General features: G+C 70.0%; 17 protein-coding genes and 1 pseudogene. 12 read left to right on the top strand and 6 right to left on the bottom strand.

Annotated elements, in window-relative coordinates; translation table 11 throughout:
- Positions 1–16 precede the first annotated feature (16 nt).
- A pseudogene (locus AB0O76_RS01585) lies at positions 17–1,329 on the bottom strand (transposase).
- 178 nt (positions 1,330–1,507) lie between these two features.
- Between AB0O76_RS01585 and AB0O76_RS01590 the strand changes: the two are divergent.
- The 5 genes from AB0O76_RS01590 (at position 1,508) to AB0O76_RS01610 (ending at position 8,823) form a co-directional block, all read left to right on the top strand.
- Complete coding sequence (locus tag AB0O76_RS01590) at positions 1,508–2,683, top strand: Gfo/Idh/MocA family oxidoreductase (protein ID WP_365483845.1); 1,176 nt, start codon at positions 1,508–1,510, stop codon at positions 2,681–2,683.
- The gene (locus tag AB0O76_RS01595; protein ID WP_365483849.1) at positions 2,680–3,834 is read left to right on the top strand and encodes a dihydrodipicolinate synthase family protein; all 1,155 of its coding nucleotides are present in this window, start codon (positions 2,680–2,682) and stop codon (positions 3,832–3,834) included. The genes AB0O76_RS01590 and AB0O76_RS01595 overlap by 4 nt, the downstream gene beginning before the upstream one ends.
- On the top strand, positions 3,834–4,673 hold the full coding sequence (locus AB0O76_RS01600) for a sugar phosphate isomerase/epimerase family protein (protein ID WP_365483852.1): 840 nt from the start codon (positions 3,834–3,836) through the stop codon (positions 4,671–4,673). The genes AB0O76_RS01595 and AB0O76_RS01600 overlap by 1 nt, the downstream gene beginning before the upstream one ends.
- A gap of 369 nt (positions 4,674–5,042) precedes the next feature.
- Positions 5,043–7,352: an ATP-dependent RecD-like DNA helicase gene (locus AB0O76_RS01605; protein ID WP_365483855.1), complete on the top strand. Its 2,310-nt coding sequence runs from the start codon at positions 5,043–5,045 to the stop codon at positions 7,350–7,352.
- Between the two features lie 181 nt (positions 7,353–7,533).
- On the top strand, positions 7,534–8,823 hold the full coding sequence (locus tag AB0O76_RS01610; protein ID WP_365483858.1) for a citrate synthase: 1,290 nt from the start codon (positions 7,534–7,536) through the stop codon (positions 8,821–8,823).
- 466 nt (positions 8,824–9,289) lie between these two features.
- Here the strand turns inward: AB0O76_RS01610 and AB0O76_RS01615 are convergent, their stop codons facing one another.
- The 4 genes from AB0O76_RS01615 to AB0O76_RS01630 all read right to left on the bottom strand — a co-directional run bounded on the left by AB0O76_RS01615 (position 9,290) and on the right by AB0O76_RS01630 (position 14,102).
- Positions 9,290–11,527, bottom strand: coding sequence for a heavy metal translocating P-type ATPase (locus AB0O76_RS01615; RefSeq protein ID WP_365483861.1), 2,238 nt, complete (start codon positions 11,525–11,527; stop codon positions 9,290–9,292).
- 99 nt (positions 11,528–11,626) lie between these two features.
- A complete protein-coding gene (locus AB0O76_RS01620; RefSeq protein WP_365483864.1) occupies positions 11,627–11,950 on the bottom strand; it encodes a cation transporter in 324 nt (107 codons plus the stop codon).
- A gap of 156 nt (positions 11,951–12,106) precedes the next feature.
- On the bottom strand, positions 12,107–12,304 hold the full coding sequence (locus AB0O76_RS01625; protein ID WP_365483867.1) for a MarR family transcriptional regulator: 198 nt from the start codon (positions 12,302–12,304) through the stop codon (positions 12,107–12,109).
- A gap of 898 nt (positions 12,305–13,202) precedes the next feature.
- Entirely contained in the window at positions 13,203–14,102 is a 900-nt protein-coding gene (locus AB0O76_RS01630) for a sugar phosphate isomerase/epimerase (protein ID WP_365483870.1), read from the bottom strand.
- A 183-nt stretch (positions 14,103–14,285) separates the two neighbouring features.
- On the opposite strand from AB0O76_RS01630, the gene iolC reads away from it, so the two are divergent.
- The 7 genes from iolC to AB0O76_RS01665 all read left to right on the top strand — a co-directional run bounded on the left by iolC (position 14,286) and on the right by AB0O76_RS01665 (position 24,160).
- The gene (gene iolC, locus AB0O76_RS01635; protein WP_365484423.1) at positions 14,286–15,263 is read left to right on the top strand and encodes a 5-dehydro-2-deoxygluconokinase; all 978 of its coding nucleotides are present in this window, start codon (positions 14,286–14,288) and stop codon (positions 15,261–15,263) included.
- A complete protein-coding gene (locus AB0O76_RS01640; protein ID WP_365483873.1) occupies positions 15,260–16,141 on the top strand; it encodes a deoxyribose-phosphate aldolase in 882 nt (293 codons plus the stop codon). Before iolC ends, AB0O76_RS01640 begins: the two co-directional genes overlap by 4 nt.
- Before the next feature lie 9 nt (positions 16,142–16,150).
- The gene (gene iolB / locus AB0O76_RS01645) at positions 16,151–16,963 is read left to right on the top strand and encodes a 5-deoxy-glucuronate isomerase (RefSeq protein WP_365483875.1); all 813 of its coding nucleotides are present in this window, start codon (positions 16,151–16,153) and stop codon (positions 16,961–16,963) included.
- Positions 16,960–18,843, top strand: a complete 1,884-nt coding sequence (gene iolD, locus AB0O76_RS01650) for a 3D-(3,5/4)-trihydroxycyclohexane-1,2-dione acylhydrolase (decyclizing) (RefSeq protein WP_365483878.1) — start codon at positions 16,960–16,962, stop codon at positions 18,841–18,843. The genes iolB and iolD overlap by 4 nt, the downstream gene beginning before the upstream one ends.
- Before the next feature lie 46 nt (positions 18,844–18,889).
- The gene (gene mmsA, locus AB0O76_RS01655; RefSeq protein WP_365483881.1) at positions 18,890–20,401 is read left to right on the top strand and encodes a CoA-acylating methylmalonate-semialdehyde dehydrogenase; all 1,512 of its coding nucleotides are present in this window, start codon (positions 18,890–18,892) and stop codon (positions 20,399–20,401) included.
- 133 nt (positions 20,402–20,534) lie between these two features.
- Complete coding sequence (locus AB0O76_RS01660; RefSeq protein WP_365483884.1) at positions 20,535–23,270, top strand: alpha/beta fold hydrolase; 2,736 nt, start codon at positions 20,535–20,537, stop codon at positions 23,268–23,270.
- Positions 23,267–24,160 carry an ABC transporter permease gene (locus AB0O76_RS01665; protein WP_365483887.1) on the top strand — a complete coding sequence of 298 codons (894 nt, stop codon included), beginning with the start codon at positions 23,267–23,269 and terminating at the stop codon, positions 24,158–24,160. Before AB0O76_RS01660 ends, AB0O76_RS01665 begins: the two co-directional genes overlap by 4 nt.
- Here AB0O76_RS01665 and AB0O76_RS01670 read toward each other — a convergent pair.
- A complete protein-coding gene (locus AB0O76_RS01670; protein ID WP_365483890.1) occupies positions 24,153–24,659 on the bottom strand; it encodes a hypothetical protein in 507 nt (168 codons plus the stop codon). The genes AB0O76_RS01665 and AB0O76_RS01670 overlap by 8 nt on opposite strands.
- Positions 24,660–24,721 lie beyond the last annotated feature (62 nt).

Below are 24,721 nucleotides of genomic sequence, written 5' to 3' on the forward strand. Positions count from 1 at the left end.
GGATAGAAAGCGCTTGCTATACGCCTACGTGCGTACGGAGGGACTTCTTTGAATCCTCCCCCTCCTGGCGGAGGGGGATTCCTGGCTCACGGCGGCTGCGGACCGGCGGTCCGGCAGCTCTTACACGATCAGCACCAGCCGGGTTGAGACCAGCCCGGACCAGCATCACGCGGGCGGAGTTCTTATCCCGAGGGGATACGGCTCCGCACGCGGTGCAGGCGTAGGTACGTTCCGAAAGAGGTAGTGCGTGCTTGGTTCTTGCTCCGCACTGTGCGCAGTCCATGGTGGTGTGCGCGGGGTGTACGAGGTGCAGCTCACGGCCGTGCTTGCGGGCCATATGAGTCAGGGCGTGCTTGGTCGCCCCGATCGCGGCGTCGGCCGCCTTCCTCGCCATAGTCGACTTGGCGAGGAACCTGGGACGGAAGTCCTCGACCGCGAGCCGGTCATGGTCCCGCACCACGGCCTTGGCCCACTTTCTGCCGGTGTCCTGGCGCTGCCGAGCCACCTTCTTGTGGAGCTTCGCCGTCTGCCGCTTCGCCTCGTGGTAGCCCTTCGATCCAGCCTGTCCCTTCTTCGGCCTCCTGCGGGCCGTTATCCGCTGATAGTGGGCCAGACGCTGGGCGGCGTTCTTTCCGTGCTGCGCATGGGGCAGGTCGTGGGCGTCGCTAGTGGTGGTCGCGGTCTCCTTCACGCCCCAGTCGATGCCGATGTCCCGCCCGGTGGCGGGCAGGGTCTCGGTCGTCGTGGCGACCACGAACGAGCAGTACCAGTGCCCGAGACAGTCGCGGTAGATTCGCACAGACGACGCAGGCGCTGGCAGGTCGCGCGACCACACGACGCCCACGACGATGCCGCCCGCCAGATGCAGACGGCCGTCCTTCAACCGGAAGCCACGCTGGGTGTAGTTGAGCGTCGGTTCGTCCTGGTGCTTCTTCTTGTACTGCGGCATCCCGGCTCGCTGCCTCATCGGCAAGCGGACCTTGATGTCCTTGAGGGCTTTGGCGCGGGACTTCCCGAAGTCCCGGATGATCTGCTGCTGAGGAACGCTACTGCCCGCCCGCAGCCACGCATGCGCGGCTCGGGCCTCGGTCAGCATTTTGTCCAACCGCGCCGGACCACACTTCTCTTCGGCCTGCTGGGCCTTTTTCGAACGGGCAACGCACTCGTTCCAGATCCTTCCCCAAGCTCTCGGCTTCGCTCGAGCAGGGGAGACCCCATACACCGTGCCCATTCCGCGCTGAGCGCGGCATGCGCCGAAGGCGACAGCCGAAGACGGTAGGTATACCGGGCATGCCCGGTCTCCTCCGTCTTCTTCGGTTCCGTCGCCATGACAGCCAATCTAACCGGGAGGTATGACAGTTGAGATTTCTTGCGCCCTTTGGGTCGCATCACGGCAGTGGCGGGTGGACGACGCATGGCCCTGCCGACGATGCGTCGCTTTCCGCCCTGCTTCGCAGGGGGCCATTCCTCCCCGGCCTGAAGGCCGGGGCATCCTCGGAGGCATCCGGTGACTCGTAAGACGGTGCGCATCGCCATGAACGGTGTGACGGGACGCATGGGCTACCGCCAGCACCTGGTCCGCTCACTCCTGGCCCTGCGCGAGCAGGGCGGGCTCGCCCTGGGCGATGCCGAGGGCACGGTGCTGTGGCCCGAGCCCGTCCTCGTGGGCCGCAGAGAGCACGCACTGCGGGAGATCGCCGAGCGGCACGGACTTGACGCCGGGGCGAACGTCTCGACCGACCTCGAAGCGGTACTCGCCGACCCCACCATCGACATCTACTTCGACGCGCAGGTCACCTCCGCGCGCGAGGACGCCATCAAGCGGGCGATCGCCGCGGGCAAGCACGTCTACACGGAGAAGCCGAGCGCCACGGGCCTGGCGGGGGCCCTGGAGCTCGCATCCCTCGCCAAGGCCGCCGGCATCAAGCACGGCGTCGTACAGGACAAGCTCTTTCTGCCGGGCCTGCTGAAGCTGAAGCGGCTGATCGACGGCGGCTTCTTCGGCCGGATCCTGTCCATCCGGGGCGAGTTCGGCTACTGGGTCTTCGAGGGCGACTGGCAGAGCGCCCAGCGCCCGTCCTGGAACTACCGCACCGAGGACGGCGGCGGCATCGTCGTCGACATGTTCCCGCACTGGGAGTACGTCCTGCACGAGCTGTTCGGCCGCGTACGCAGCGTCCAGGCGCTCACCGCGACCCACATCCCGCAGCGCTGGGACGAGCAGGGCAAGCCCTATGACGCGACGGCCGACGACGCCGCGTACGGCATCTTCGAACTCGACGGCGGCGCGATCGCGCAGATCAACTCCTCCTGGGCGGTCCGCGTCAACCGCGACGAACTCGTCGAGTTCCAGGTCGACGGCACCGAGGGCTCGGCCGTCGCGGGCCTGCGCAACTGCCGCGTACAGCACCGCGGTTCGACCCCCAGGCCGGTCTGGAACCCGGACCTGCCCGCGACCCACTCCTTCCGCGACGAGTGGCAGGAGGTCCCCGACAACCAAGGACCCGACGGATACGACAACGGCTTCAAGGCACAGTGGGAGCTGTTCCTCAAGCACGTGTACACCGACGCGCCCTACCACTGGGACCTGCACGCGGGCGCACGCGGAGTGCAGCTCGCCGAACTGGGCCTGAAGTCCTCCGCCGAGGGCCGCCGCATCGACGTACCGGAGATCGCCCAGTGACGCTTCAGCTCCCCCGCGCGGACGGCGCCACGTACCCGTACGAGCCTCGCAACGCACCCCTGTCCGTGCAGGCCGGTGGCCCGCCCCTCACCTCCCGCACGGTCTTCTCGGCGGCCCACGTGGTGGCGGACCCCCTCGCCGACGTCTCCCCGGACTCCCCGGCGGCCGTCGACTGGGACGCCACCCTGGCCTTCCGCCGCCACCTGTGGGCGCAGGGCCTCGGGGTGGCCGAGGCGATGGACACCGCACAACGGGGCATGGGCCTGGACTGGACGGGCGCGGCGGAACTGATCAGACGCTCGGCGGCGGAGGCGAAGTCGGTGGGCGGCAGGATCGCCTGCGGCGTGGGAACGGATCAACTCGGCGACTCTTCAGACCTGTTGACGGTCCGTTCCGCGTACGAGGAGCAGCTGGCCCTGGTCGAGTCGACCGGTGCGCAGGTGATCCTGATGGCGTCACGGGCGCTTGCGGCGGCCGCGAAGTCGCCGGACGACTACCTGGAGACGTACGGCCACCTCCTGCGCCAGGCCGGCGAGCCGGTGATCCTGCACTGGCTCGGCCCGATGTTCGACCCGGCGCTCACCGGCTACTGGGGGAGCGAGGACCTGGGCGCGGCGACCGACACGTTCCTGGAGGTCATCGCCGCGCACCCCGACAAGGTCGACGGCATCAAGATCTCCCTCCTTGACCCGCAGCGCGAGATCGCCCTGCGCCGCCGCCTCCCCGACGGTGTCCGCTGCTACACGGGCGACGACTTCAACTACCCCGAACTGATCGCGGGCGATTACCACGGCTTCAGCCACGCCCTGCTCGGCATCTTCGACCCGCTGGCACCGCTGGCGGCGCAGGCCGTCCGCGCCCTGGACACGGGCGACACCAAGGCCTTCCGCGAGCTCCTCGACCCCACGGTCGAGCTCTCCCGCCACCTCTTCGAGGCGCCGACCCGCTTCTACAAGACGGGAGTGGTGTTCCTGGCATGGCTGGCGGGCCACCAAGACCACTTCACGATGGTGGGCGGCCTGCAGTCGGCGCGCTCGCTCCCGCATCTGGCCCGCGCCTACGAACTGGCGGACGGCCTCGGCCTGTTCCCGGACCCGGCCGTCGCCGAGTCCCGCATGAAGTCCCTGCTCACTGTGTACGGAGTCCAGTAATGCCGGCACTGAGCGAGGAACTCGCGCGCTTCTCCATCAACCAGATGACGGTCAAGCAGCTGTCGCTCCCGGAACTGGTGTCTGCGTGCGGTGAGCTGGGCATCCGCGGCGTCGGTCTCTGGCGCGAACCGGTTGCGGCCCACGGCCTGGAGCAGACCGCCAGGCTGATGCGTGACGCGGGCCTGACGGTGACGACCCTCTGCCGGGGCGGTTTCCTCACCGCGATCGACCCGTACGCGCGCGTGGTGGCCATCGAGGACAACAAGGCGGCCATCGACGAGGCGGCGACGCTGGGGACGCGGACGCTGGTCCTGGTCTCCGGCGGACTGCCGCCGGACAGCAAGGATCTGCACGGGGCGCGCGAACGCATCGCCGACGCGCTGGCGGAACTCGCCCCGTACGCGGCGGTGCGGGGCGTGCGCCTGGCGATCGAGCCGCTCCACCCGATGTTCGCGTCGGACCGCTGCGTGGTCTCGACGCTGGCGCAGGCGCTGGACCTGGCGGAGCGGTTTCCCGCGTCGCAGGTGGGGGTGTGCGTGGACACGTACCACGTCTGGTGGGACGACGAGGCACCCGCCGGGATCGCCCGGGCGGGTGCCGCGGGCCGCCTGCACGCCTTCCAACTGGCGGACTGGGTGACGCCGTTGCCGGAGGGCGTCCTGAACGGCCGCGGGCAACTGGGGGACGGCGCGATCGACATGCGGGAGTGGCGGGGCTACGTGGAGCGGGCGGGCTACTCGGGCCCGGTGGAGGTGGAACTCTTCAACGAGACCCTGTGGTCCAGGGAGGGCAGAGAACTCCTGTCGGAGACGGCTACGAGGTACATCGCGTACGCCTGACCTGGCCCCTGGGCCTAGCGGGTGCGCCCCGCGACTTCGGTCGGCGAACAGGCCTTTCCCGCCCACCCACCCGATTGCCCCGGGGTGATCCCGGGTGATCGGGTGGGTGGGCGGGAAAGATCCGCCGCGAAGCGGCGGGTCAGGGATCGGGAAACCCGTGGGCGTATCCGTACAACCCTTCCCGGTCAACGCGGGTCGTACTTGGTGTCAGGGCTTCCGCAGGGGGGATCCGGGGGGATTCGCGGAGGGCCGGCAGGGGAGGGGAGACCCGTGGGGGCCCGGTCGGGAGACCGGGCCCCCACGGGTCTGTAAGGCCGGAGTTATCCACAGGCGCCCCGCGCTGTCAGTGCGCGGCGGTAGCGTCGGATCATGTCGAGTCCAGCAGGAGTGACGACGGGATCGGTCCCCGCGGCCCGCGCCGCGGTCGTCGAGGGCGTCCTGGAGCGGATCACGTACGCCAACGAGGAGAACGGGTACACGGTCGCCCGAGTGGACACCGGCCGCGGCGGCGGCGATCTGCTCACCGTCGTCGGCTCGCTCCTCGGCGCCCAGGTGGGCGAGTCGCTCCGCATGGAGGGCCGCTGGGGCTCGCACCCCCAGTACGGCAAGCAGTTCACGGTGGAGAACTACACGACGGTCCTGCCGGCCACGATCCAGGGCATCCGCCGCTATCTCGGCTCCGGCCTCATCAAGGGCATCGGCCCCGTCATGGCCGACCGCATCACCACGCACTTCGGCGTCGACACCCTCGACATCATCGAGACCGAACCCAAGCGCCTCGTGGAAGTGCCCGGCCTTGGCCCCAAGCGGACCAAGATGATCGCCTCTGCCTGGGAGGAACAGAAGGCCATCAAGGAGGTCATGGTCTTCCTCCAGGGAGTCGGCGTCTCCACCTCCATCGCCGTCAGGATCTACAAGAAGTACGGCGACTCCTCCATCTCCATAGTGAAGAACGAGCCCTACCGCCTCGCGGCCGACGTCTGGGGCATCGGCTTCCTCACCGCCGACCGCATCGCACAGTCCGTCGGCATCCCGCACGACAGCCCCGAACGGGTCAAGGCGGGCCTCCAGTACGCGCTGTCGCAATCCACCGACCAGGGCAACTGCTATCTCCCCGAGGAGCGCCTCATCGCCGACGCGGTGAAGCTGCTCCAGGTAGACACGGGCCTGGTCATCGACTGCCTCGCGGAACTCGCGGGCGAGGAGGAGGGGGTCGTACGCGAGACGGTGCCCGGCCCTGACGGAGAGCAAGACGTCACGGCTGTCTATCTCGTCCCCTTCCACCGTGCCGAACTCTCCCTCTCCGCCCAGCTCCTGCGCCTCCTGCGGACCACGGAGGACCGCATGCCCGGCTTCCAGGACGTCGCCTGGGACAAGGCCCTGTCCTGGCTGGCAGGACGCACCGGCGCCGAGCTCGCCCCCGAGCAGGAGTCCGCCGTCAAGCTCGCTCTGACGCGCAAGGTCGCCGTCCTGACCGGCGGCCCCGGCTGCGGAAAGTCCTTCACGGTCCGGTCGATCGTGGAGCTGGCCCGCGCCAAGAAGGCGAAGGTCGTCCTCGCGGCCCCCACGGGCCGGGCGGCCAAACGCCTCGCCGAGCTCACCGGAGCCGAGGCCTCCACGGTGCACCGGCTCCTCGAACTCAAGCCGGGAGGAGACGCCGCGTACGACAAGGAGCGGCCGCTCGACGCCGACCTGGTGGTCGTGGACGAGGCGTCCATGCTCGACCTCCTCCTGGCCAACAAGCTGGTGAAGGCGGTCGCGCCCGGCGCGCATCTCCTCTTCGTAGGAGACGTGGACCAGCTGCCGAGCGTCGGCGCGGGCGAGGTCCTGCGGGACATGCTCAGCGACGAGAGCCCGGTGCCCGCGGTCCGGCTGACCCGCATCTTCCGTCAGGCCCAGCAGTCCGGAGTGGTCACCAACGCCCACCGGATCAACTCCGGGGTGCCGCCCGTCACTCAGGGGCTCAGCGACTTCTTTCTCTTCGTCGAAGAGGAGACCGAGGACGCGGGGCGCCTCACGGTGGACGTCGCGGCCCACCGCATCCCGGCGAAGTTCGGCCTCGACCCGCGCCGCGACGTCCAGGTGCTCGCCCCCATGCACCGCGGCCCGGCGGGTGCGGGGAACCTGAACGGGCTGCTCCAGCAGGCCATCACGCCCAGCAGACCGGACGTACCGGAGAAGCGGTTCGGCGGCCGGGTGTTCCGCGTCGGCGACAAGGTCACCCAGATCCGCAACAACTACGAGAAGGGGCAGAACGGCGTATTCAACGGCACGGTCGGTGTGGTCACGGCGCTCGACACGGACGAGCAGCGGCTCACGGTCCTGACGGACGAGGAGGAACAGATCCCGTACGAGTTCGACGAGCTGGACGAGCTGGCGCACGCGTACGCGGTCACCATCCACCGCTCCCAGGGCAGCGAGTATCCGGCGGTGGTGATCCCCGTGACCACGGGGGCATGGATGATGCTGCAACGGAATTTGCTCTATACGGCGGTGACGCGCGCCAAGAAGTTGGTAGTGCTGGTCGGTTCGCGCAAGGCTCTGGGACAAGCGGTACGCACGGTCTCGGCGGGCAGGCGCTGTACAGCACTGGATTTTCGGCTCGCGGGCGGCCGGGCAAGTACCTCTCGAAGCCCCTCCGGATCCCCCTCCGGAAATTTTGATCGATCATTCGAGTAGGAAAGGTCACAGAGCACTTCCGGAACCCGGGCGAGCGGGGCAGGATGAGCAGGTTGGCGGCACTGAGTGCCGCCATTAGGCCCAATGGTCGACCCCGAGTGCACTCTCCAGGGCCAAATGGGGGATGGTAGAGACAGTCAGGGCACCTCGAAGAAGAGGCACAACGTCGGTGAGGGATGACGTGAGCGACAACTCTGTAGTACTGCGGTACGGCGATGGCGAGTACACCTACCCGGTGATCGATTCGACCGTCGGCGACAAGGGCTTCGACATCGGGAAGCTCCGCGCCCAGACCGGTCTGGTGACCCTGGACAGCGGCTATGGCAACACCGCCGCCTATAAATCCGCCATCACGTACCTCGACGGCGAACAGGGCATCCTCCGGTACCGCGGCTATCCGATCGAGCAGCTGGCCGAGCGCTCCACCTTCCTCGAGGTGGCGTACCTGCTGATCAACGGCGAGCTGCCGAAGGTGGACGAGCTCTCCGCGTTCAAGAACGAGGTCACGCAGCACACGCTGCTGCACGAGGACGTCAAGCGGTTCTACGACGGCTTCCCGCGCGACGCCCACCCGATGGCGATGCTGTCGTCCGTGGTCAGCGCGCTGTCGACGTTCTACCAGGACAGCCACAACCCGTTCGACGAGGAGCAGCGCGACCTCTCGACGATCCGCCTTCTCGCCAAGCTTCCGACGATCGCGGCGTACGCCTACAAGAAGTCCGTGGGCCACCCGGTCGTCTACCCGAGCAACAACCTCGGCTACGTCGAGAACTTCCTGCGGATGACGTTCTCCGTGCCGGCCGCGGACTACGAACTCGACCCGGTCGTCGTCTCCGCGCTCGACAAGCTCCTGATCCTGCACGCGGACCACGAGCAGAACTGTTCGACCTCCACCGTGCGTCTGGTGGGCTCCTCGCAGGCGAACATGTTCGCCTCGATCTCCGCCGGCATCTCGGCCCTCTGGGGTCCGCTGCACGGTGGCGCCAACCAGTCCGTCCTGGAGATGCTCGAGGGCATCAAGCAGGACGGCGGCGACGTCGACACCTTCATCCGCAAGGTGAAGAACAAGGAAGACGGCGTGAAGCTCATGGGCTTCGGGCACCGCGTCTACAAGAACTTCGACCCCCGGGCGAAGATCATCAAGGCTGCGGCGCACGACGTCCTCTCGGCCCTGGGCAAGGATGACGAGCTGCTCGACATCGCGCTGAAGCTCGAGGAGCACGCGCTGGCCGACGACTACTTCGTCGAGCGCAAGCTGTACCCGAACGTGGACTTCTACACCGGTCTCATCTACCGGGCCATGGGCTTCCCGACCGAGATGTTCACCGTGCTGTTCGCCCTTGGTCGTCTGCCGGGCTGGATCGCCCAGTGGCACGAGATGATCAAGGAGCCGGGCTCGCGCATCGGCCGTCCGCGCCAGATTTACACCGGTGAGGTCCTTCGGGACTTCGTCCCGGTAGAGGGTCGCTGAGCCGCACGTAAAGCGAAAAGCGCCCCGCCGCCGATCCCCCCACGGGTCGACGGTCGGGGCGCTTTCCTGTTTCCCGGTTCGGATTCCCCCCACGGGATCCGGCCGGGCGTCTGTGGCAGCGCGCCTGGTGCTGCGATCTGCCGGGACGCGTACGTACCGGGAGGGCCGCTCAAGCTCCCCGGTGCACGTGCCCCGGCCAACGCTTCCCCCCGGCCTTGCGGCCGGGGTTTTCCCCTTCAGGAACATCCCCCAAGATGTCCCCGATGTCTAGAGACGTCCCCCAAGACGTCTCTGGCATCGCACTCTTAGACTCGCGAGCCCCCTCAATGGTTACGTTCGGATCAATGTGATCTGCGTCTCTTGCATATGTCCCGAACGGGCGCAAGAGCCCCGATATGCCGATTGGGGCTCAGGGGTGAGAATACTGCGACCATTGTGTGAAGAGGCCATGTAAGGGGCCTCAAGACTACGTAAAGGCCCTCAGGCGGAGGCTGTTGCTCACCACGAAGACCGATGAGAACGCCATCGCGGCGCCCGCGATCATCGGGTTGAGCAGGCCGGCCGCGGCGAGCGGCAGCGCGGCCACGTTGTAGCCGAACGCCCAGAAGAGATTGCCCTTGATCGTGGCGAGGGTCCTGCGGGAGAGCCTGATGGCGTCGGCGGCGCCGCGCAAGTCCCCGCGCACCAGCGTCAGATCGCTCGCCTCGATCGCCGCGTCCGTGCCCGTGCCCATCGCAAGGCCCAGATCGGCGGTGGCGAGCGCGGCCGCGTCGTTGACCCCGTCACCGACCATCGCCACGACCCTGCCCTCGCCCCGCAGCCGCCGTACGACAACGACCTTGTCCTCGGGCAGGACCTCGGCGTACACGGCGTCCGGAGCGATGCCGACGGCCTGCGCGACCGCTTCGGCGACGGCCCTGTTGTCGCCCGTCAGGAGCACCGGCGTCAGCCCGAGCGCGCGCAGTTCGCGCACCGCTTCGGCGCTGGTGTCCTTGACGGTGTCGGCGACGCCGAGGACACCGCGCACCATGCCGCCCCAGGCGACCAGAACGGCGGTGTGCCCCGCGGCCTCGGCGGCGGCCCGCGCGCGGGCGAGTCCGTCGGGGACCGCCGCCTCGTCGACGATGCCGTCCCGGCCGACGAGCACCTTGCGCCCGTCCACCACGCCCCGCACTCCGATCCCGGCGACGCTCTCGAACGCGTCGGCCGACGGCAGCTCATCGATGTCGATCCCAAGGCGCTCGGCCGAGCCCGCGGCCACCGCCCGTGCCACCGGGTGCTCGGAAGCGTGCTCCACGGCGCCCGCGAACCGCAGCAGTTGCTCCTCGTCGGTGCCCTCGGCGACGTACACCTCGCGCAGTGTCATCCGTCCCGTCGTCACCGTGCCGGTCTTGTCCAGGACGACCGTGTCGACGCGGCGCGTGGACTCCAGGACCTCGGGGCCCTTGATGAGGATGCCGAGCTGCGCGCCGCGTCCCGTGCCGACCATCAGGGCGGTCGGCGTCGCGAGGCCGAGCGCGCACGGGCAGGCGATGATCAGGACGGCGACGGCCGCGGTGAAGGCGGCGGTCACGTCGCCGGTGAAGCCGAGCCAGGCGCCGAGCGTGCCGGCCGCGATCACCAGGACCACCGGCACGAAGACCCCGGCGATCCGGTCGGCGAGCCGCTGCACCTGGGCCTTGCCGGTCTGCGCGTCCTCGACAAGGCGCGCCATCCTGGCCAGTTGGGTGTCGGCGCCGACGCGGGTGGCCTCGACGACGAGCCGCCCAGAGACGTTCGTGGTCGCACCGGTCACCGCGTCGCCCACCGCCACGTCCACCGGCACGGACTCGCCGGTCAGCATCGAGACGTCGACCGCGGACGCGCCCTCGACGACGGTGCCGTCGGTCGCGACGGTCTCCCCGGGGCGTACGGCGAAACGGTCGCCGACGACCAGCCGGTCGACCGGAACGCGCACCTCCCTGCCGTCCCGCAGCACGGCCGCGTCCTTGGCGCCCAGTTCGAGCAGCGCCCGCAGCGCCGCGCCCGCCCGCCGCTTGGAGCGGGCCTCCAGCCAGCGGCCGAGCAGGATGAACGTGATGACGCCCGAGGCGACTTCGAGATAGATGGTCGACGCGGCGTCGGCGCGCGAAACCGTGAACTCGAAGGGGTGCCGCATGCCCGGCATGCCCGCGTCCCCGAGGAACAGCGCCCACAGCGACCAGCCGAAGGCGGCGAGCGTGCCCACGGACACCAGGGTGTCCATCGTCGCGGCGCCGTGCCGCAGATTCGTGAACGCCGCCCGGTGGAAGGGGAGCCCACCCCAGACGACGACGGGCGCGGCAAGCGTCAGCGAGAGCCACTGCCAGCTGTCGAACTGCAGCGAAGGGACCATGGCGAGCAGCACGACGGGCAGCGAGAGCAGCGCGGAGACGATGAGCCGCAGGCGCAGGGTGTCGGGCTCGGTGATGTCGGCGGTGGTGGGATGCTCCCCGGCCTCGGGTTCGGCGGGCTCGGGGACGATCTCCTGCGCCGTGTAGCCGAGCTTCTCGACCGTGGCGACCAGCTGCGCGACGTCTGTCCCTTCGGCGTACGAGACCTTCGCCTTCTCCGTGGCGAGATTGACCGAGGCGGTCACGCCCTCCATGCGGTTCAGCTTCTTCTCGATGCGGGCCGAGCAGGAGGCGCAGGTCATACCGCCGACGGCGAGTTCGACTTCGTTCATGGTTCTCTCGTGACTACGTGACTACGTGACTACTGGGATGATGCGGCTGCGGGCCCCGCGACGGTGTCACAGGGCCCGGGGCACCCGGCAGGCGGTAGGTCAGGCCTTGACGCCGGTCAGCTCGTAGCCCGCCTCGTCGACCGCGGCGCGCACCGCGGCCTCGTCGAGCGGGGCGTCGGAGATCACGGTCACCTGGCCCGTGGAGGCCACCGCCTTGACCGAGCTGACGCCCGCGAGCTCCGAGATCTCACTGGAGACGGCACCCTCGCAGTGACCGCAGGTCATGCCGGTCACCTCGTACACGGTGGTCACGGCGGCCTGCGGCGTCTCGGCGGCGCCGCCCGAGTGGCAGGAACCACTAGGGGAGCAGCAGGAGGCGGCGGTCTCGGTCTCGGCCTGCGGGAGCTCGGTCTGGGCGCTCATGTCGTTCTCCTCGGTGAGGGTGCGGCGTATGTGCGTATGCGACGTAATGTGCTGGAGGGGCCCCGGAGCTCCCGGGGGCCTCCCGACACTCACCACTCTATACCCCTAGGGGGTACTTCTCAATGAGGGGGCACGGTGTGCGGCCGGGTCGGAGTGTCAGTCCCTGCGCCCCCGGTTGCCGGGCCGCGCCGCGACCCAGGCGCGAATCGTGTCCGCGTACCAGTAGGGCTTGCCGCTCTCCACGTGGTCGGGGTCGGGGAGCAGGCCGTGCTTGCGGTAGGAGCGCACGGTGTCGGGCTGCACCCGGATGTGTGCGGCGATCTCCTTGTACGACCAGAGCCTTCGGTCGGTCATCAGTGGCACCTCCCTGCGGGTACCGCAGGGGCGGCTCGGGGGGAGCCGTCGGGGGAGCTGCGGCACGACGCTGGCGATCACTCAGCCTTGTGCCCGGTGAACGACGCGGAGTGAGCGCAGGGGGGCGGCTGTCGACTGCCTGTGACGCAGGGCCCGCGTATACGGGACATGTGTGACAGGGGGAGGTTCTTTGTGACGGTTGTGATGCATCCAGGGGGCGCAAGCGTGCGGCTCACAGTAGGCGCATGGATGTAAAGCGTGACTGGCGAGCGTAATGAACGTAAGCGAGGTGGACCGGGCCCGCTGTGCCGGGCTCTGGCTGGCTTGGTGGGTCTGAGCGTTGCTCAGGCGTGTAAGCCGCCCGATGCCGATCCGCTCCCGGAAGCGGCTCTCCAACTGCCGTACGCTCCAGCCGACTTCGTCGGGATGGGGTATCCCCTGCTCCTTAAGAGCTTGGGGAAGTGCCCGACCGGCACCTCCAGCCTGCGCCGCGGTCGGCCGAGCGCGAGTCGGATCCCCCGGTAGCTGATGACCCCCGGCCGCAGCCGGGGGTGCGGGGCGGCGAGCGCCAGCTCCCAACTGCCCAGCGGGCAGCGCGCGTACCGGGTGCCCGAGGCCATTGCCCGTCGCCCCCTAGGGCCTGTCCGATGGGTCCTGCCGGGGTCGCGGGCCCTGGCACGCGCTCCCCCAAGCTCTCGGCTTCGCTCGAGCAGGGAGGTGCCCCCTCCCGCGTTGTCGTCGGTTGCCAACTTCCCCAAGCTCTCGACTCCGCTCGAGCAGGGGAGACCCCATTCGCGTTGTCGCCCTCCTCCGCCTTGCAGCTGCACGCACCAGGGCCCGCTCGGCCCTGCTGAACCGGCACCCGGCGCGAAGACCGGCCTGACCCATCGGACAGGCCCTAGGCGCCGCAGGAACGCAGGAACGAGCGGGTGCGGCGGGCGATGGGCAGGGGCTTGTCCGGCGGGCACGGATACATGTCCTGCTCGACGATGGCGAACAGATCCACGTCCAGCTTCTGGGCCGCTTCGAGCACCGGCTCAAGGGCGGGCACCCCGGACGGCGGCTCGCACATCACACCGCGCGCCACGGCGGGACCGAACGGCATCTCCTGCGCCCGCACCTCGGCGAGCACCGCCGGGTCGACCTGCTTGAGATGCAGATAGCCGATGCGCTCGCCGTACGTCTCGATGAGCTTGACGCTGTCGCCGCCGCAGTAGGCGTAGTGCCCGGTGTCCAGGCAGAGCGAGACGAGGTCCGCGTCCGTCGCGTCGAGGAAACGGGTCACGTTCTCCTCGCTGTCGATGTGCGTGTCCGCGTGCGGATGGACGACGACCCGCAGGCCGTACCGCTCGCGCACCCGGTACGCCAGGCGCTCGGTCTGCAGCGTGAGCTGGCGCCACTGCTCCGGCGTGAGCGTGCGGTCCTCAAGGACCTCGCCGGTCTTGTCGTCGCGCCAGAAGGAGGGGATGACGACCAGGTGCTGGGCGCCCATCGCCTGCGTGAGGGCGGCGATTGAGGCCACATGTTCCCAGGTCTTCTCCCAGACGGAGGGCCCGTGGTGCAGGCCGGTGAAGACCGTCCCCGCGGAGACCTTCAGGCCGCGCCGCTGTGTCTCGGCGGTCAGTTCGGCGGGATCGGTGGGCAGATAGCCGTACGGACCGAGCTCGATCCACTCGTATCCGGAGTCCGCCACCTCGTCGAGGAAGCGGCTCCAGGGGACCTGCCCGGGATCCTCGGGGAACCACACGCCCCACGAGTCGGGTGCCGAGCCGATGCGGATGCGTGACAGCGTCGTCATGGCAGCCAGCTTTCAGGGCGGCGGAGAAGAGTGTCAAGGAGTCGTCCGAATGTAAGGACAATGTGTTGACAGGGTTCGTGGGGCGGGATTAGACCTAGGGGTGGGCCAGGGGTGGGCGACGCCGAGAGGGAGTGCAGGGTGACGGTGACCGATCCGTATGCCGATCCGTTTGACGTCATCACCATGGGGCGGATCGGGGTGGACCTCTATCCCCTGCAGGCCGGGGTGCCGCTCGCCGATGTCACCACCTTCGGGAAGTTCCTCGGCGGCTCCGCGTCGAACGTCGCGGTGGCGGCGGCGCGCCTCGGCCGCCGGGTGGCGCTCCTCACGCGTACGGGCGAGGACCCCTTCGGGGAGTATCTGCACCGGGCGCTGCGCGAGTTCGGGGTCGACGACCGGTGGGTGACGGGGGTCGCGGGACTCCCCACGCCGGTCACCTTCTGCGAGGTCTTCCCGCCCGACGACTTCCCGCTCTACTTCTACCGGCAGCCGAAGGCACCCGACCTCGAGATGTACGAGAGCGAACTCGACCTCGGCGCGATCGCCGCCGCGCGGGTGTTCTGGATGACGGGTACGGGGCTGAGCGCGGAGCCGAGCCGCTCGGCGACGCTGGCGGCGCTCGCGGCCAGGGGGCGGCGCGAGGTCACCGTCTTCGACCTGGACTGGCGGCCGATGTTCTGGAGCGACCCGCAGGAGGCCAGGCCCTTCTACGCCGAAGCTCTGCGGCACGCGACCGTCGCCGTGGGCAATCTCGACGAGGTCGAGGTGGCCACGGGGGAGCGGGAGCCGTACGCCGCCGCTCGGGCCCTGCTGGCGGCGGGAGTTGAGCTGGCCGTGGTGAAACAGGGGCCGAAGGGTGTGCTCGCCGTCAGTCGCTCCGGGGAGGCCGCCGAGGTGCCGCCCTTGCCCGTGACCGTCCTGAACGGTCTGGGGGCGGGGGACGCGTTCGGCGGGGCGCTGTGCCATGGGCTGCTCGCCCGCTGGGAGTTGGAGCGGATCATGCGGTACGCCAACGCGGCGGGGGCGATTGTCGCCTCTCGGCTGGAGTGCTCGTCTGCCATGCCGTTTCCCGACGAGGTCGAGGCGGCGGTTGAGGCCGGGGAAATCTCAGCCCGTCCGGCACTTGAGGACGAACTCGGCGGAGCCGGTGATCGACGGTGACTGATATCGCCGGGCTCACCCGCATCAGGGCCGAGCGGCCGGAAGCCATCGCCGAGGCCGCCGCCCGGCGCACCCGGCGGCCGCTCGTCCGGGACGGCGGGCGGCTGATGATCATCGCCGCCGATCACCCCGCGCGGGGCGCCCTCTCCGTAGGGGGGCGGCCGCTCGCGATGGCCAACCGCGGGGATCTGCTCGAGCGGCTCTGTCTCGCGCTGTCGCGCCCCCGCGTGGACGGCGTGCTCGCCACCGCCGACATCCTGGAGGATCTCCTCCTGCTCGGCGCCCTGGACGGGAAAGTCGCCATGGGGTCCATGAACCGGGGTGGGCTCGCCGGAGCCTCGTTCGAGCTGGACGACCGGTTCACCGGGTATCGCGCCGAGGATCTGGAACGGCTCGGGTTCGACGCCGGGAAGCTGTTGCTCCGCGTCGACTACGACGACCCCGGATCGCTCGCGACCATGGACGCCGCCGCCCGGGCCGTCGACTCGATGGCCGCGCACAGGCTGCCCGTCTTCGTGGAGCCGTTCCTCTGCCGCCGCACGGCGGACGGCGGACCGCCCCGCAACGATCTGAGCGCCGAAGCCGTCACCACGTCCATCGCCATCGCCTCGGGGCTCGCCGGGACATCGGCGTACACCTGGCTGAAGGTTCCCGTCACCGAGAATCCGGACGACATGGCGCGGGTCATGGAGACCTCGACCCTGCCCGCCGTGCTGCTCGGCGGCGACCTCGGTGACGACAGTGACGCCGCGTACGAGAAGTGGCGCGGCGCCCTGCAACTGCCCACCGTCCGGGGGCTCGTCGCGGGGCGCACGCTGCTGTACCCGGCGGACGGGGACGTGGCGGGCGCGGTCGACACCGCCGTCGGACTGCTGTAGGAGGGCCACATGACGTACGTACCGAAGGGCAGCGCGGTCGAGGGGCCGTACGTCCTCGACCTCGGTCCCAAGCGGACCGGACTCAGCCATTCCGAGCTGCGGGTGATCGAACTGGCGCCCGGTGTCACGCACTCCTTCGCCACCGGGGAGAGTGAATGGATCGTGCTCCCGCTGGCCGGCGGCTGTACGGTGCAGGCGGAAGGCGAGATCATCGAACTGCTGGGCAGGGACGGCGTGTTCAGCGGAGTCAGTGACTTCGCCTATGTGCCCCGTGATGCCCAGATCCAGATCGCCTCCGGCGCGGGAGGCCGCTTCGCCCTGGCAGGAGCGAAGTGCGAGCGTCGACTCCCCGCCCGCTACGGCTCCGCGCCGGAGGTCTCCGTCGAACGACGCGGCAGCGGCAACTGCGCCCGCGAGGTCCGCAACTTCGCGTCCGCCGACGCCTTCGACTGCGACCGGCTCATCGCCGTCGAGGTGATCACGCCGGGCGGCAACTGGTCCTCGTACCCGCCGCACAAGCACGACGAGAACCGTCCCGGCCTGGAGACCGAGCTCGAAGAGATCTATTACTTCGAGATCGAGGCTCCGGGCGGATACGAAGGCTTCGGGTATCAGCGGGTCTTCCCGTCCAGGACCGGCGGTACGGATGTCCTCGCCGAGGTGCGCACCGGTGACGCCGTGCTCGTCCCCGACGGCTGGCACGGTCCTTCCATCGCCCAGCCGGGGCACGCCATGTACTACCTGAACGTGATGGCGGGACCGGGGCCCGAGCGGGAGTGGCGGATCTGCTTCCACCCCGATCACACGGAGGGGTACCGATGACCTCGATGAATACGGTCAGGCTCACCACCGCGCAGGCGCTCGTCCGCTTCCTGTCCCGGCAGTTCACCGAGCGGGACGGCGGCAGGCAGCGGCTCATCGGCGCCACCTGGGGCATCTTCGGGCACGGGAACGTGGCGGGGATCGGGCAGGCGCTCGTCGAGTACGCCGACGACATGCCCTACCACCAGGGCCGCAACGAACAGGCCATGGTGCACGCCGCCGTCGGGTACGCCCGCCAGTCAGGACGCCTCTCCACGCACGCCGTCACCACCTCCATCGGACCCGGCGCGACCAACCTCGTCACCGGCGCCGCACTCGCGACCATCAACCACCTCCCGGTCCTCCTTCTGCCCGGCGACACCTTCGCGACCCGGCCGGCCGACCCGGTGCTACAGGAGCTCGAAGTCCCTTACGCGGGGGACGTGTCGGTCAACGACTGTCTGCGGCCGGTGTCCAAGTACTTCGACCGGATCGCCCGGCCCGAGGCCCTGATCCCGGCCGCGCTCGCCGCGATGCGGGTGCTCACCGACCCGGCCGCCACCGGCGCCGTCACGCTCGCCCTGCCGCAGGACGTGCAGGCGGAGGCGTACGACTGGCCGGAGGAGTTCTTCGAGGAGCGGACCTGGGCCGTACGCCGTCAGGCCCCCGACCCGCAGGAGCTTGCCGCCGCCGCACGGCTTGTGCGGGACGCCCGGCGTCCGCTGATCGTCGCGGGCGGCGGAGTGCACCACAGCGCCGCCGAGGACGCGCTGCGGGAGCTCGCCGACGCCACGGGGATCCCGGTCGCCTCCACCCAGGCCGGCAAGGGGTCCCTGCGCTTCGACCACCCGGCGGACGTCGGCGGCATCGGGCACACCGGCACCGCGACCGCCGACGAACTGGCCTGCACCGCCGACCTGGTGATCGGCGTCGGCACCCGCTACAGCGACTTCACGACGGCCTCCGGGACGCTCTTCGCCGCGCCGGACGTCCGCTTCGTCAACCTCAACATCACGCCCTTCGACGGCCACAAGATGGCGGGCGCGCCCCTGATCGCCGACGCGCGGGCCGGGCTCCAGGCCCTGACCGGGGCGCTCGACGGGTACCGCGTCACGGACGCCTATGCCGCCGAGTACACCGACGACAAGGTGCGCTGGGAGCAGCGCGTCGACGCGGCGTACGCGGCCGACGAACCCGACGTACGGCCTACCCAGCCCCAAGTCCTCGGCCTGCTCGACGAGTTGGTCACGGAGCAGGACGTGATCATCAACGCCGCCGGGTCGCTCCCCGGCGATCTGCACAAGCTGTGGCGGGCCCGGTCGCCGCGCCAGTACCACGTCGAGTACGGCTACTCCTGCATGGGATACGAGATCCCCGCCTCGATCGGTGTCGCGATGGCCGCCCCGGACCACCACGTCTGGGCGCTGGTCGGCGACGGGACGTATCTGATGATGCCCACCGAGATCGTCACGGCCGTCCAGGAGAACATTCCGGTCAAGATCGTGATCCTGCAGAACCACGGGTACGCGTCCATCGGCGGCCTCTCCGAGTCCGTGGGCGGCGAGCGCTTCGGCACCGCCTACCGCTTCCGGGCGCCGGACGGGACGTACACGAGTGCCCCGCTGCCCGTTGATCTCGCGGCCAACGCGGCCTCCCTGGGGATGCGGGTGATCCGCGCCAAAACCGTCGGTGACCTGCGCGATGCCCTCGCCGAGGCGCGTTCGGCCGACCGGCCCACATGTGTCTACATCGAGACGGAAACGGCAGACACAGTGTCGCCCCCGCCCCCCGCGCAGGCATGGTGGGATGTGCCCGTGGCCGAGACAGCGACCCGACCGTCGGCGGTCAAGGCCAGGGAAGAGTACGACCGGCACGTCACAGCCCGACGCCGCCATCTGTGAGACCTGTGCGAGTGCCGACGCCAGCTGAGAGTAGGGATGCTTGATCATGACGAAGACCGTCAATCACTGGATCGGTGGGAAGACCGTCGAGGGTGCGTCGGGTACGTACGGTCCGGTGACCGACCCGGCGACCGGCGCCGTCACCACCCAGGTCGCCTTCGCCTCCGCGGACGAGGTGGACGCCGCCGTCGCCTCCGCGAAGGCCGCGTACGAGACATGGGGCAAGTCGTCCCTCGCCAAGCGCACCTCGGTGCTCTTCGCCTTCCGCGCGCTCCTTGACGCCAACCGTGACGCGATCGCCGAGCTGATCACCGCCGAGCACGGCAAGGTGCACTCGGACGCGCTCGGCGAGGTCGCCCGTGGTCTGGAGATCGTCGACCTCGCGTGCGGGATCACCGTGCAGCTGAAGGGCGAGCTGTCGACGGAGGTGGCCTCGCGCGTGGACGTGTCGTCCATCCGCCAGCCCCTCGGCGTCGTCGCCGGCATCACGCCGTTCAACTTCCCGGCCATGGTGCCGATGTGGATGTTCCCGCTGGCCATCGCGTGCGGCAACACCTTCGTACTGAAGCCGTCGGAGAAGGACCCGTCGGCGTCGATGAAGATCGCGGAGCTGCTTTCGGAAGCAGGGCTCCCGGACGGCGTCTTCAATGTGGTGCACGGTGACAAGGTGGCCGTGGACGCGCTCCTGGAGCACCCGGACGTCGCGGCCGTCTCCTTCGTCGGCTCGACCCCGATCGCCCGATACATCCACACCACCGCCTCCGCCAACGGCAAGCGCGTGCAGGCGCTCGGCGGCGCCAAGAATCACATGCTGGTCCTGCCGGACGCCGACCTGGACGCGGCCGCGGACGCCGCCGTCTCTGCGGCGTACGGCTCGGCGGGCGAGCGCTGCATGGCCATCTCGGCCGTGGTCGCGGTCGGCTCCGTCGGTGACGAGCTGGTCGCGAAGATCAAGGAGCGCGCCGAGAAGATCAAGATCGGTCCTGGCAACGACCCGACGTCCGAGATGGGCCCGCTCATCACGGCCGCGCACCGCGACAAGGTCGCCTCGTACGTGACGGGCGCGAAGGCGGAGGGCTGCGAGGTCGTCCTCGACGGCACGGGCTACACGGTCGAGGGCCACCCCGAGTACGCAGACGGCCACTGGATCGGCCTCTCGCTCCTTGACCGGGTGCCGGTCACGGCCGCCGCGTACAAGGACGAGATCTTCGGCCCGGTCCTCTGCGTGCTCCGCGTGGACACGTACGAGGAGGGCGTGGCGCTGATGAACGCCTCGCCGTTCGGCAACGGCACGGCGATCTTCACCCGTGACGGGGGCGCCGCGCGGCGCTTCCAGCTGGAGATCGAGGCGGGCATGGTCGGCGTGAACGTGCCGATCCCCGTGCCGGTGGGCTACCACTCCTTCGGTGGCTGGAAGGACTCCCTCTTCGGCGACCACCACATCTACGGCAACGACGGCACGCACTTCTACACGCGCGGCAAGGTGATCACCACGCGCTGGCCGGACCCGTCGGATGCCCCGGCGGGCGTCGACCTGGGATTCCCGCGCAATCACTGAGCGGGGTCTTTGCGCGGAGGGCCCGCGTACCACGACCGTGGTACGCGGGCCCTCTCGCGTACTCCCCAGGTAGGTAGGCGGGTTCACCCCGGCGGCTGCCTCGGATGTCAGCCCTCGCCCGTACGGTTGACGCATGGATCTACGACTGCCCAAGCGTGGACTGCTCGCCGCCGGCGCCGCCCTCGTGGTGCTGGTGGGCGCGGGCACGTGGACGGCCGTGGCTTCGGACGACGCCCCCGCCGTCCACCGCTCGGACCGCGTCATGGAGATGAAGAGCGCGGGCGGCGCGAAGATCGACACGTCGTACTTCACCGCGGGCGATCCCTCGGCCGAGCGCCCCGCCGTCCTCATCGGCCACGGCTTCGGGGGCAGCAAGGCGGACGTACGCGACCAGGCGGAGGACCTCGCCCGCGAGGGGTACGCGGTGCTCACCTGGTCCGCCCGCGGCTTCGGCGAATCCACCGGCAGGATCGGTCTGAACGACCCGAAGGGCGAGGTCGCCGACGTCTCCCGTCTCATCGACTGGCTTGCCGACCGCCCCGAGGTGGAGCTGGACAAGGACGGCGACCCGCGGGTGGGCGTCACCGGCGCCTCGTACGGCGGCGCGATCTCCCTCCTTGCCGCAGGACACGACAAGCGCGTGGACGCCATCGCTCCCCAGATCACGTACTGGAACCTCAGCGACGCGCTTTTCCCCCACGGTGTGTTCAAGAAGCTCTGGGCGGGTCTCTTCATCAGCACGGGCGGCGGCTGCGACCGGTTCGAGAAGCAGCTCTGCGAGATGTACGACCGGGTCGCGGTCTCCGGGAAGCCGGACGACCGGGCCCGCGAACTCCTCGCGGGCCGCAGCCCGTCCGCCGTCGGCGACCGCATCAAGGTGCCCGCCCTGATCGTGCAGGGCCAGTCCGACTCCCTGTTCCCGCTGGGCCAGGCCGACGCGATGGCCAAGGCGATCCGCGGCAACCACGCACCCGTGTCGGTCGACTGGATCTCCGGCGGCCACGACGGCGGGGACCGCGAGACGGGGCGGGTGAACGCACGCATCGGGTCGTGGTTCGACCGCTATCTGAAGGACGACAAGAGCGACAAGAACGCTGACACGGGACCGGCGTTCCGGGTCACGCGCACCGGAGGCATCGACTCCACCGATGGCGCCGCCACGTTGCGCGGCGCGAGCGCGGACCGGTATCCGGGCTTGGAGAGCGGCCTCCGCAAGGTGCCGCTGACCGGCAGCGCGCCCGGGATGACGCCCGGGGGCGCGTTCGGGCAGGGCGCCGCAGGGAGCGAGAACCGCCCCGCGGCTGCCGGACGCGAGCAGAGTTTCGAGAACCCGGCGGGGGCCGCGCCGCCCGCGATCTCCGCGCTGCCGGGCGTCGGGGGCGGCGGCCTCTCCCAGCTGTCCTCGCTCGGCGTCGGCGTCTCCCTCGACTTCCCGGGCCAGTACGCCGCGTTCGAGTCGGCGCCGCTGAAGGACGACGTGCGGCTCACCGGATCCCCGACCGTGCGGGTGCACGTGAAGTCCGAGAGCGACGACGCGGTGCTCTTCGGGAAGGTGTACGACGTGGGTCCGGGCGACGAGCAGCCGGTGCTGCCCGCGCAACTGGTCGCGCCGGTAAGGGTGGAGAACGCGGGCGCCAAGGGCGGCAAGGACGTCGACCTGACCCTCCCCGCCGTCGACCACGACCTGCAGAAGGGCCACCGCCTCCGCCTCGTCCTCTCCTCGACGGACCTGGGCTACGCCTCTCCGGCGGAGCCCACCACGTACACGGTGTCCCTCAAGAGCGACCTGTCGGTCCCCACCGCGCCCGGAGTGAAGACGGCGGCGGCGCCGCTGCCCGCCTGGGTGTGGTGGCTCCCGATCACGGGAGTGGTGATCGCGCTCGCCCTCCTGCTGACTGCACGGCGCCGGACGACGGCTCCCGCGCCGGACCCGCAACTTGCCGAAGTCCCGTTGCAGATCACGGACTTGAGCAAGCGGTACGCGAAGTCGGCGGACCGTTACGCGGTCCGTGATGTCTCCATCCGCGTCGAGCGGGGCCAGGTGCTCGGCCTCCTCGGTCCCAACGGCGCGGGCAAAACAACGACCCTCCGCATGCTGATGGGCCTGATCCGCCCCGACGCGGGCGAGATCCGCGTCTTCGGGCAGGCGATCAGGCCGGGCGCTCCGGTCCTCTCCCGCGTCGGCGCCTTCGTGGAGGGCGCGGGCTTCCTCCCGCACCTCTCCGGCCGGGAGAACCTGGAGCTGTACTGGAAGGCCACGGGACGCCCCGCCGATGACGCCCACCTGGACGAGGCGCTGGAGATCGCCGGGCTTGGCGACGCCCTTGCCCGCGCGGTGCGGACGTACTCCCAGGGCATGCGGCAGCGGCTCGCCATCGCGCAGGCGATGCTCGGCCTGCCGGACCTGCTGATCCTCGACGAACCGACCAACGGCCTCGACCCGCCGCAGATCCGCGAGATGCGCGAGGTGATGATCCGGTACGCCGAGGGCGGCCGCACGGTCATCGTCTCCAGCCATCTCCTGGCGGAGGTCGAACAGTCCTGCACGCACTTGGTGGTCATGGACCGCGGCCGTCTCGTCCAGGCGGGCCCGGTGTCCGAGATCGTCGGCTCCGGCGACACCCTGCTCGTGGGGCTTGCCGCGGACATCTCGGATCCCCTGGTCGACAAGGTCGCCGCGTTGCCCGGCGTGGCTTCGGCGGTCCGCGCGGAAGGCGGGCTCCTCGTCCGCCTCGACGGCACGGACGGCGCGAGCGCCGCCCGGCTGCTGCCCGAACTGGTGCGCCTGGAGCTGCCCGTGGACGCCCTTGGCCCGCACCGCCGCCTTGAGGACGCCTTCTTGACCCTGATCGGAGGGGACTCCGCGTGAGCGCCATCACTGAGCAAGAGTCCGTGCCCACGGCCGGGCCCAGGCTCGTCGAGACCGCGCCCGGCTACCGCCCGGGGCGGACGCTGCCGCTGCGGGTCGAGGCGGTGCGCCAGCTGAAGCGGCGCCGCACGCTGGTGATGGGCGCGGTGATGGCCCTGCTGCCCTTCGTCCTCCTCATCGCCTTCGCCATCGCGGGGTCGCCGGGGGCCGAGAACGGCCGGGTGACGCTGATGGACACGGCCACCGCGTCCGGCGCGAACTTCGCGGCGACGTGTCTGTTCGTGTCGGCGGGCTTCCTGCTCGTCATCCCCGTCGCACTGTTCTGCGGCGACACGATCGCCTCGGAGGCGAGCTGGTCGTCCCTGCGCTACTTGCTGGCGGCCCCCGTGCCGCGGGCCCGCCTCCTCTGGTCCAAACTGGCCGTCGCGCTGGGCCTGAGCGCGGCGGCCATGATCCTGCTCCCTCTGATCGCCTTCGCGGTCGGTACGGCGGCGTACGGCTGGGGCCCGCTGGAGATTCCGACCGGGGGCACGCTGCCGGCGGGCACGGCGGCGCAGCGCCTCGTGATCGTCGTGGCATACGTCTTCGTGTCCCAACTGGTGACTGCCGGGCTTGCGTTCTGGCTGTCGACGAAGACGGACGCGCCGCTGGGCGCGGTCGGCGGGGCGGTCGGCCTGACGATCGTCGGCAACGTCCTGGACGCGGTGACGGCGCTGGGCAGCTGGCGCGACTTCCTCCCCGCGCACTGGCAGTTCGCATGGGCGGACGCGATTCAGCCGCGGCCGGAGTGGGGCGGGATGATTCAGGGGGCGGCGGTCTCGGTGACGTACGCGGTGGTGCTGTTCGCGTTGGCGTTCCGGGGGTTTGCGCGGAAGGACGTGGTCAGCTGAGGGGGGCTTGCGGGGTCTCCGGGTCCTCCGGGTTCCCGGGTGCCGGGCACGGCAGCTCGCGTTCCGCCCGGTTCGGACACGCGACGATGGCCAGGCTGAGGAATTGCGTCTGGCCCACGTAGTACCCGAGGGACACATCACCGCCCCAGGACAGCCGCTCGACCGCTGAGGCGACGAGCACGGCCAGTTTCGTGGTGTCTCTGTCCTGCGGTGATGCAAATCGGGGCGCATGCTCGGCCAGCCGCTCCCCGAGCCATTCCGCGGCCTGCTTGGGGCGCCCCCAGGTACCCCGAACCAGCTTGCTGGGCTTGATCAGCCAGAAGGCTGTTCCCATCGGTGGAAGGTCTACGACGGGGAACTCCGCCTGCACCTCCCGGTAGCGGTTGAGCAGTTCCGCGTTGCCTTCGACTGGAGGCGGGTCAGGATGGGGTGGCCGTCGCAGGGCCTCCTGGTCGAACTGTTTCCTCTCCCCCAGCCATGCGTATCCGTGGTGATGCAACTCGTGTTCCAGCCTGTCGAGTTGGGTCGGCCGGTCCTCGGCGGCGGGGACCGGCCGGCAGG

The organism is Streptomyces sp. NPDC086554 (assembly GCF_040686095.1).
Lineage (GTDB): Bacteria > Actinomycetota > Actinomycetes > Streptomycetales > Streptomycetaceae > Streptomyces.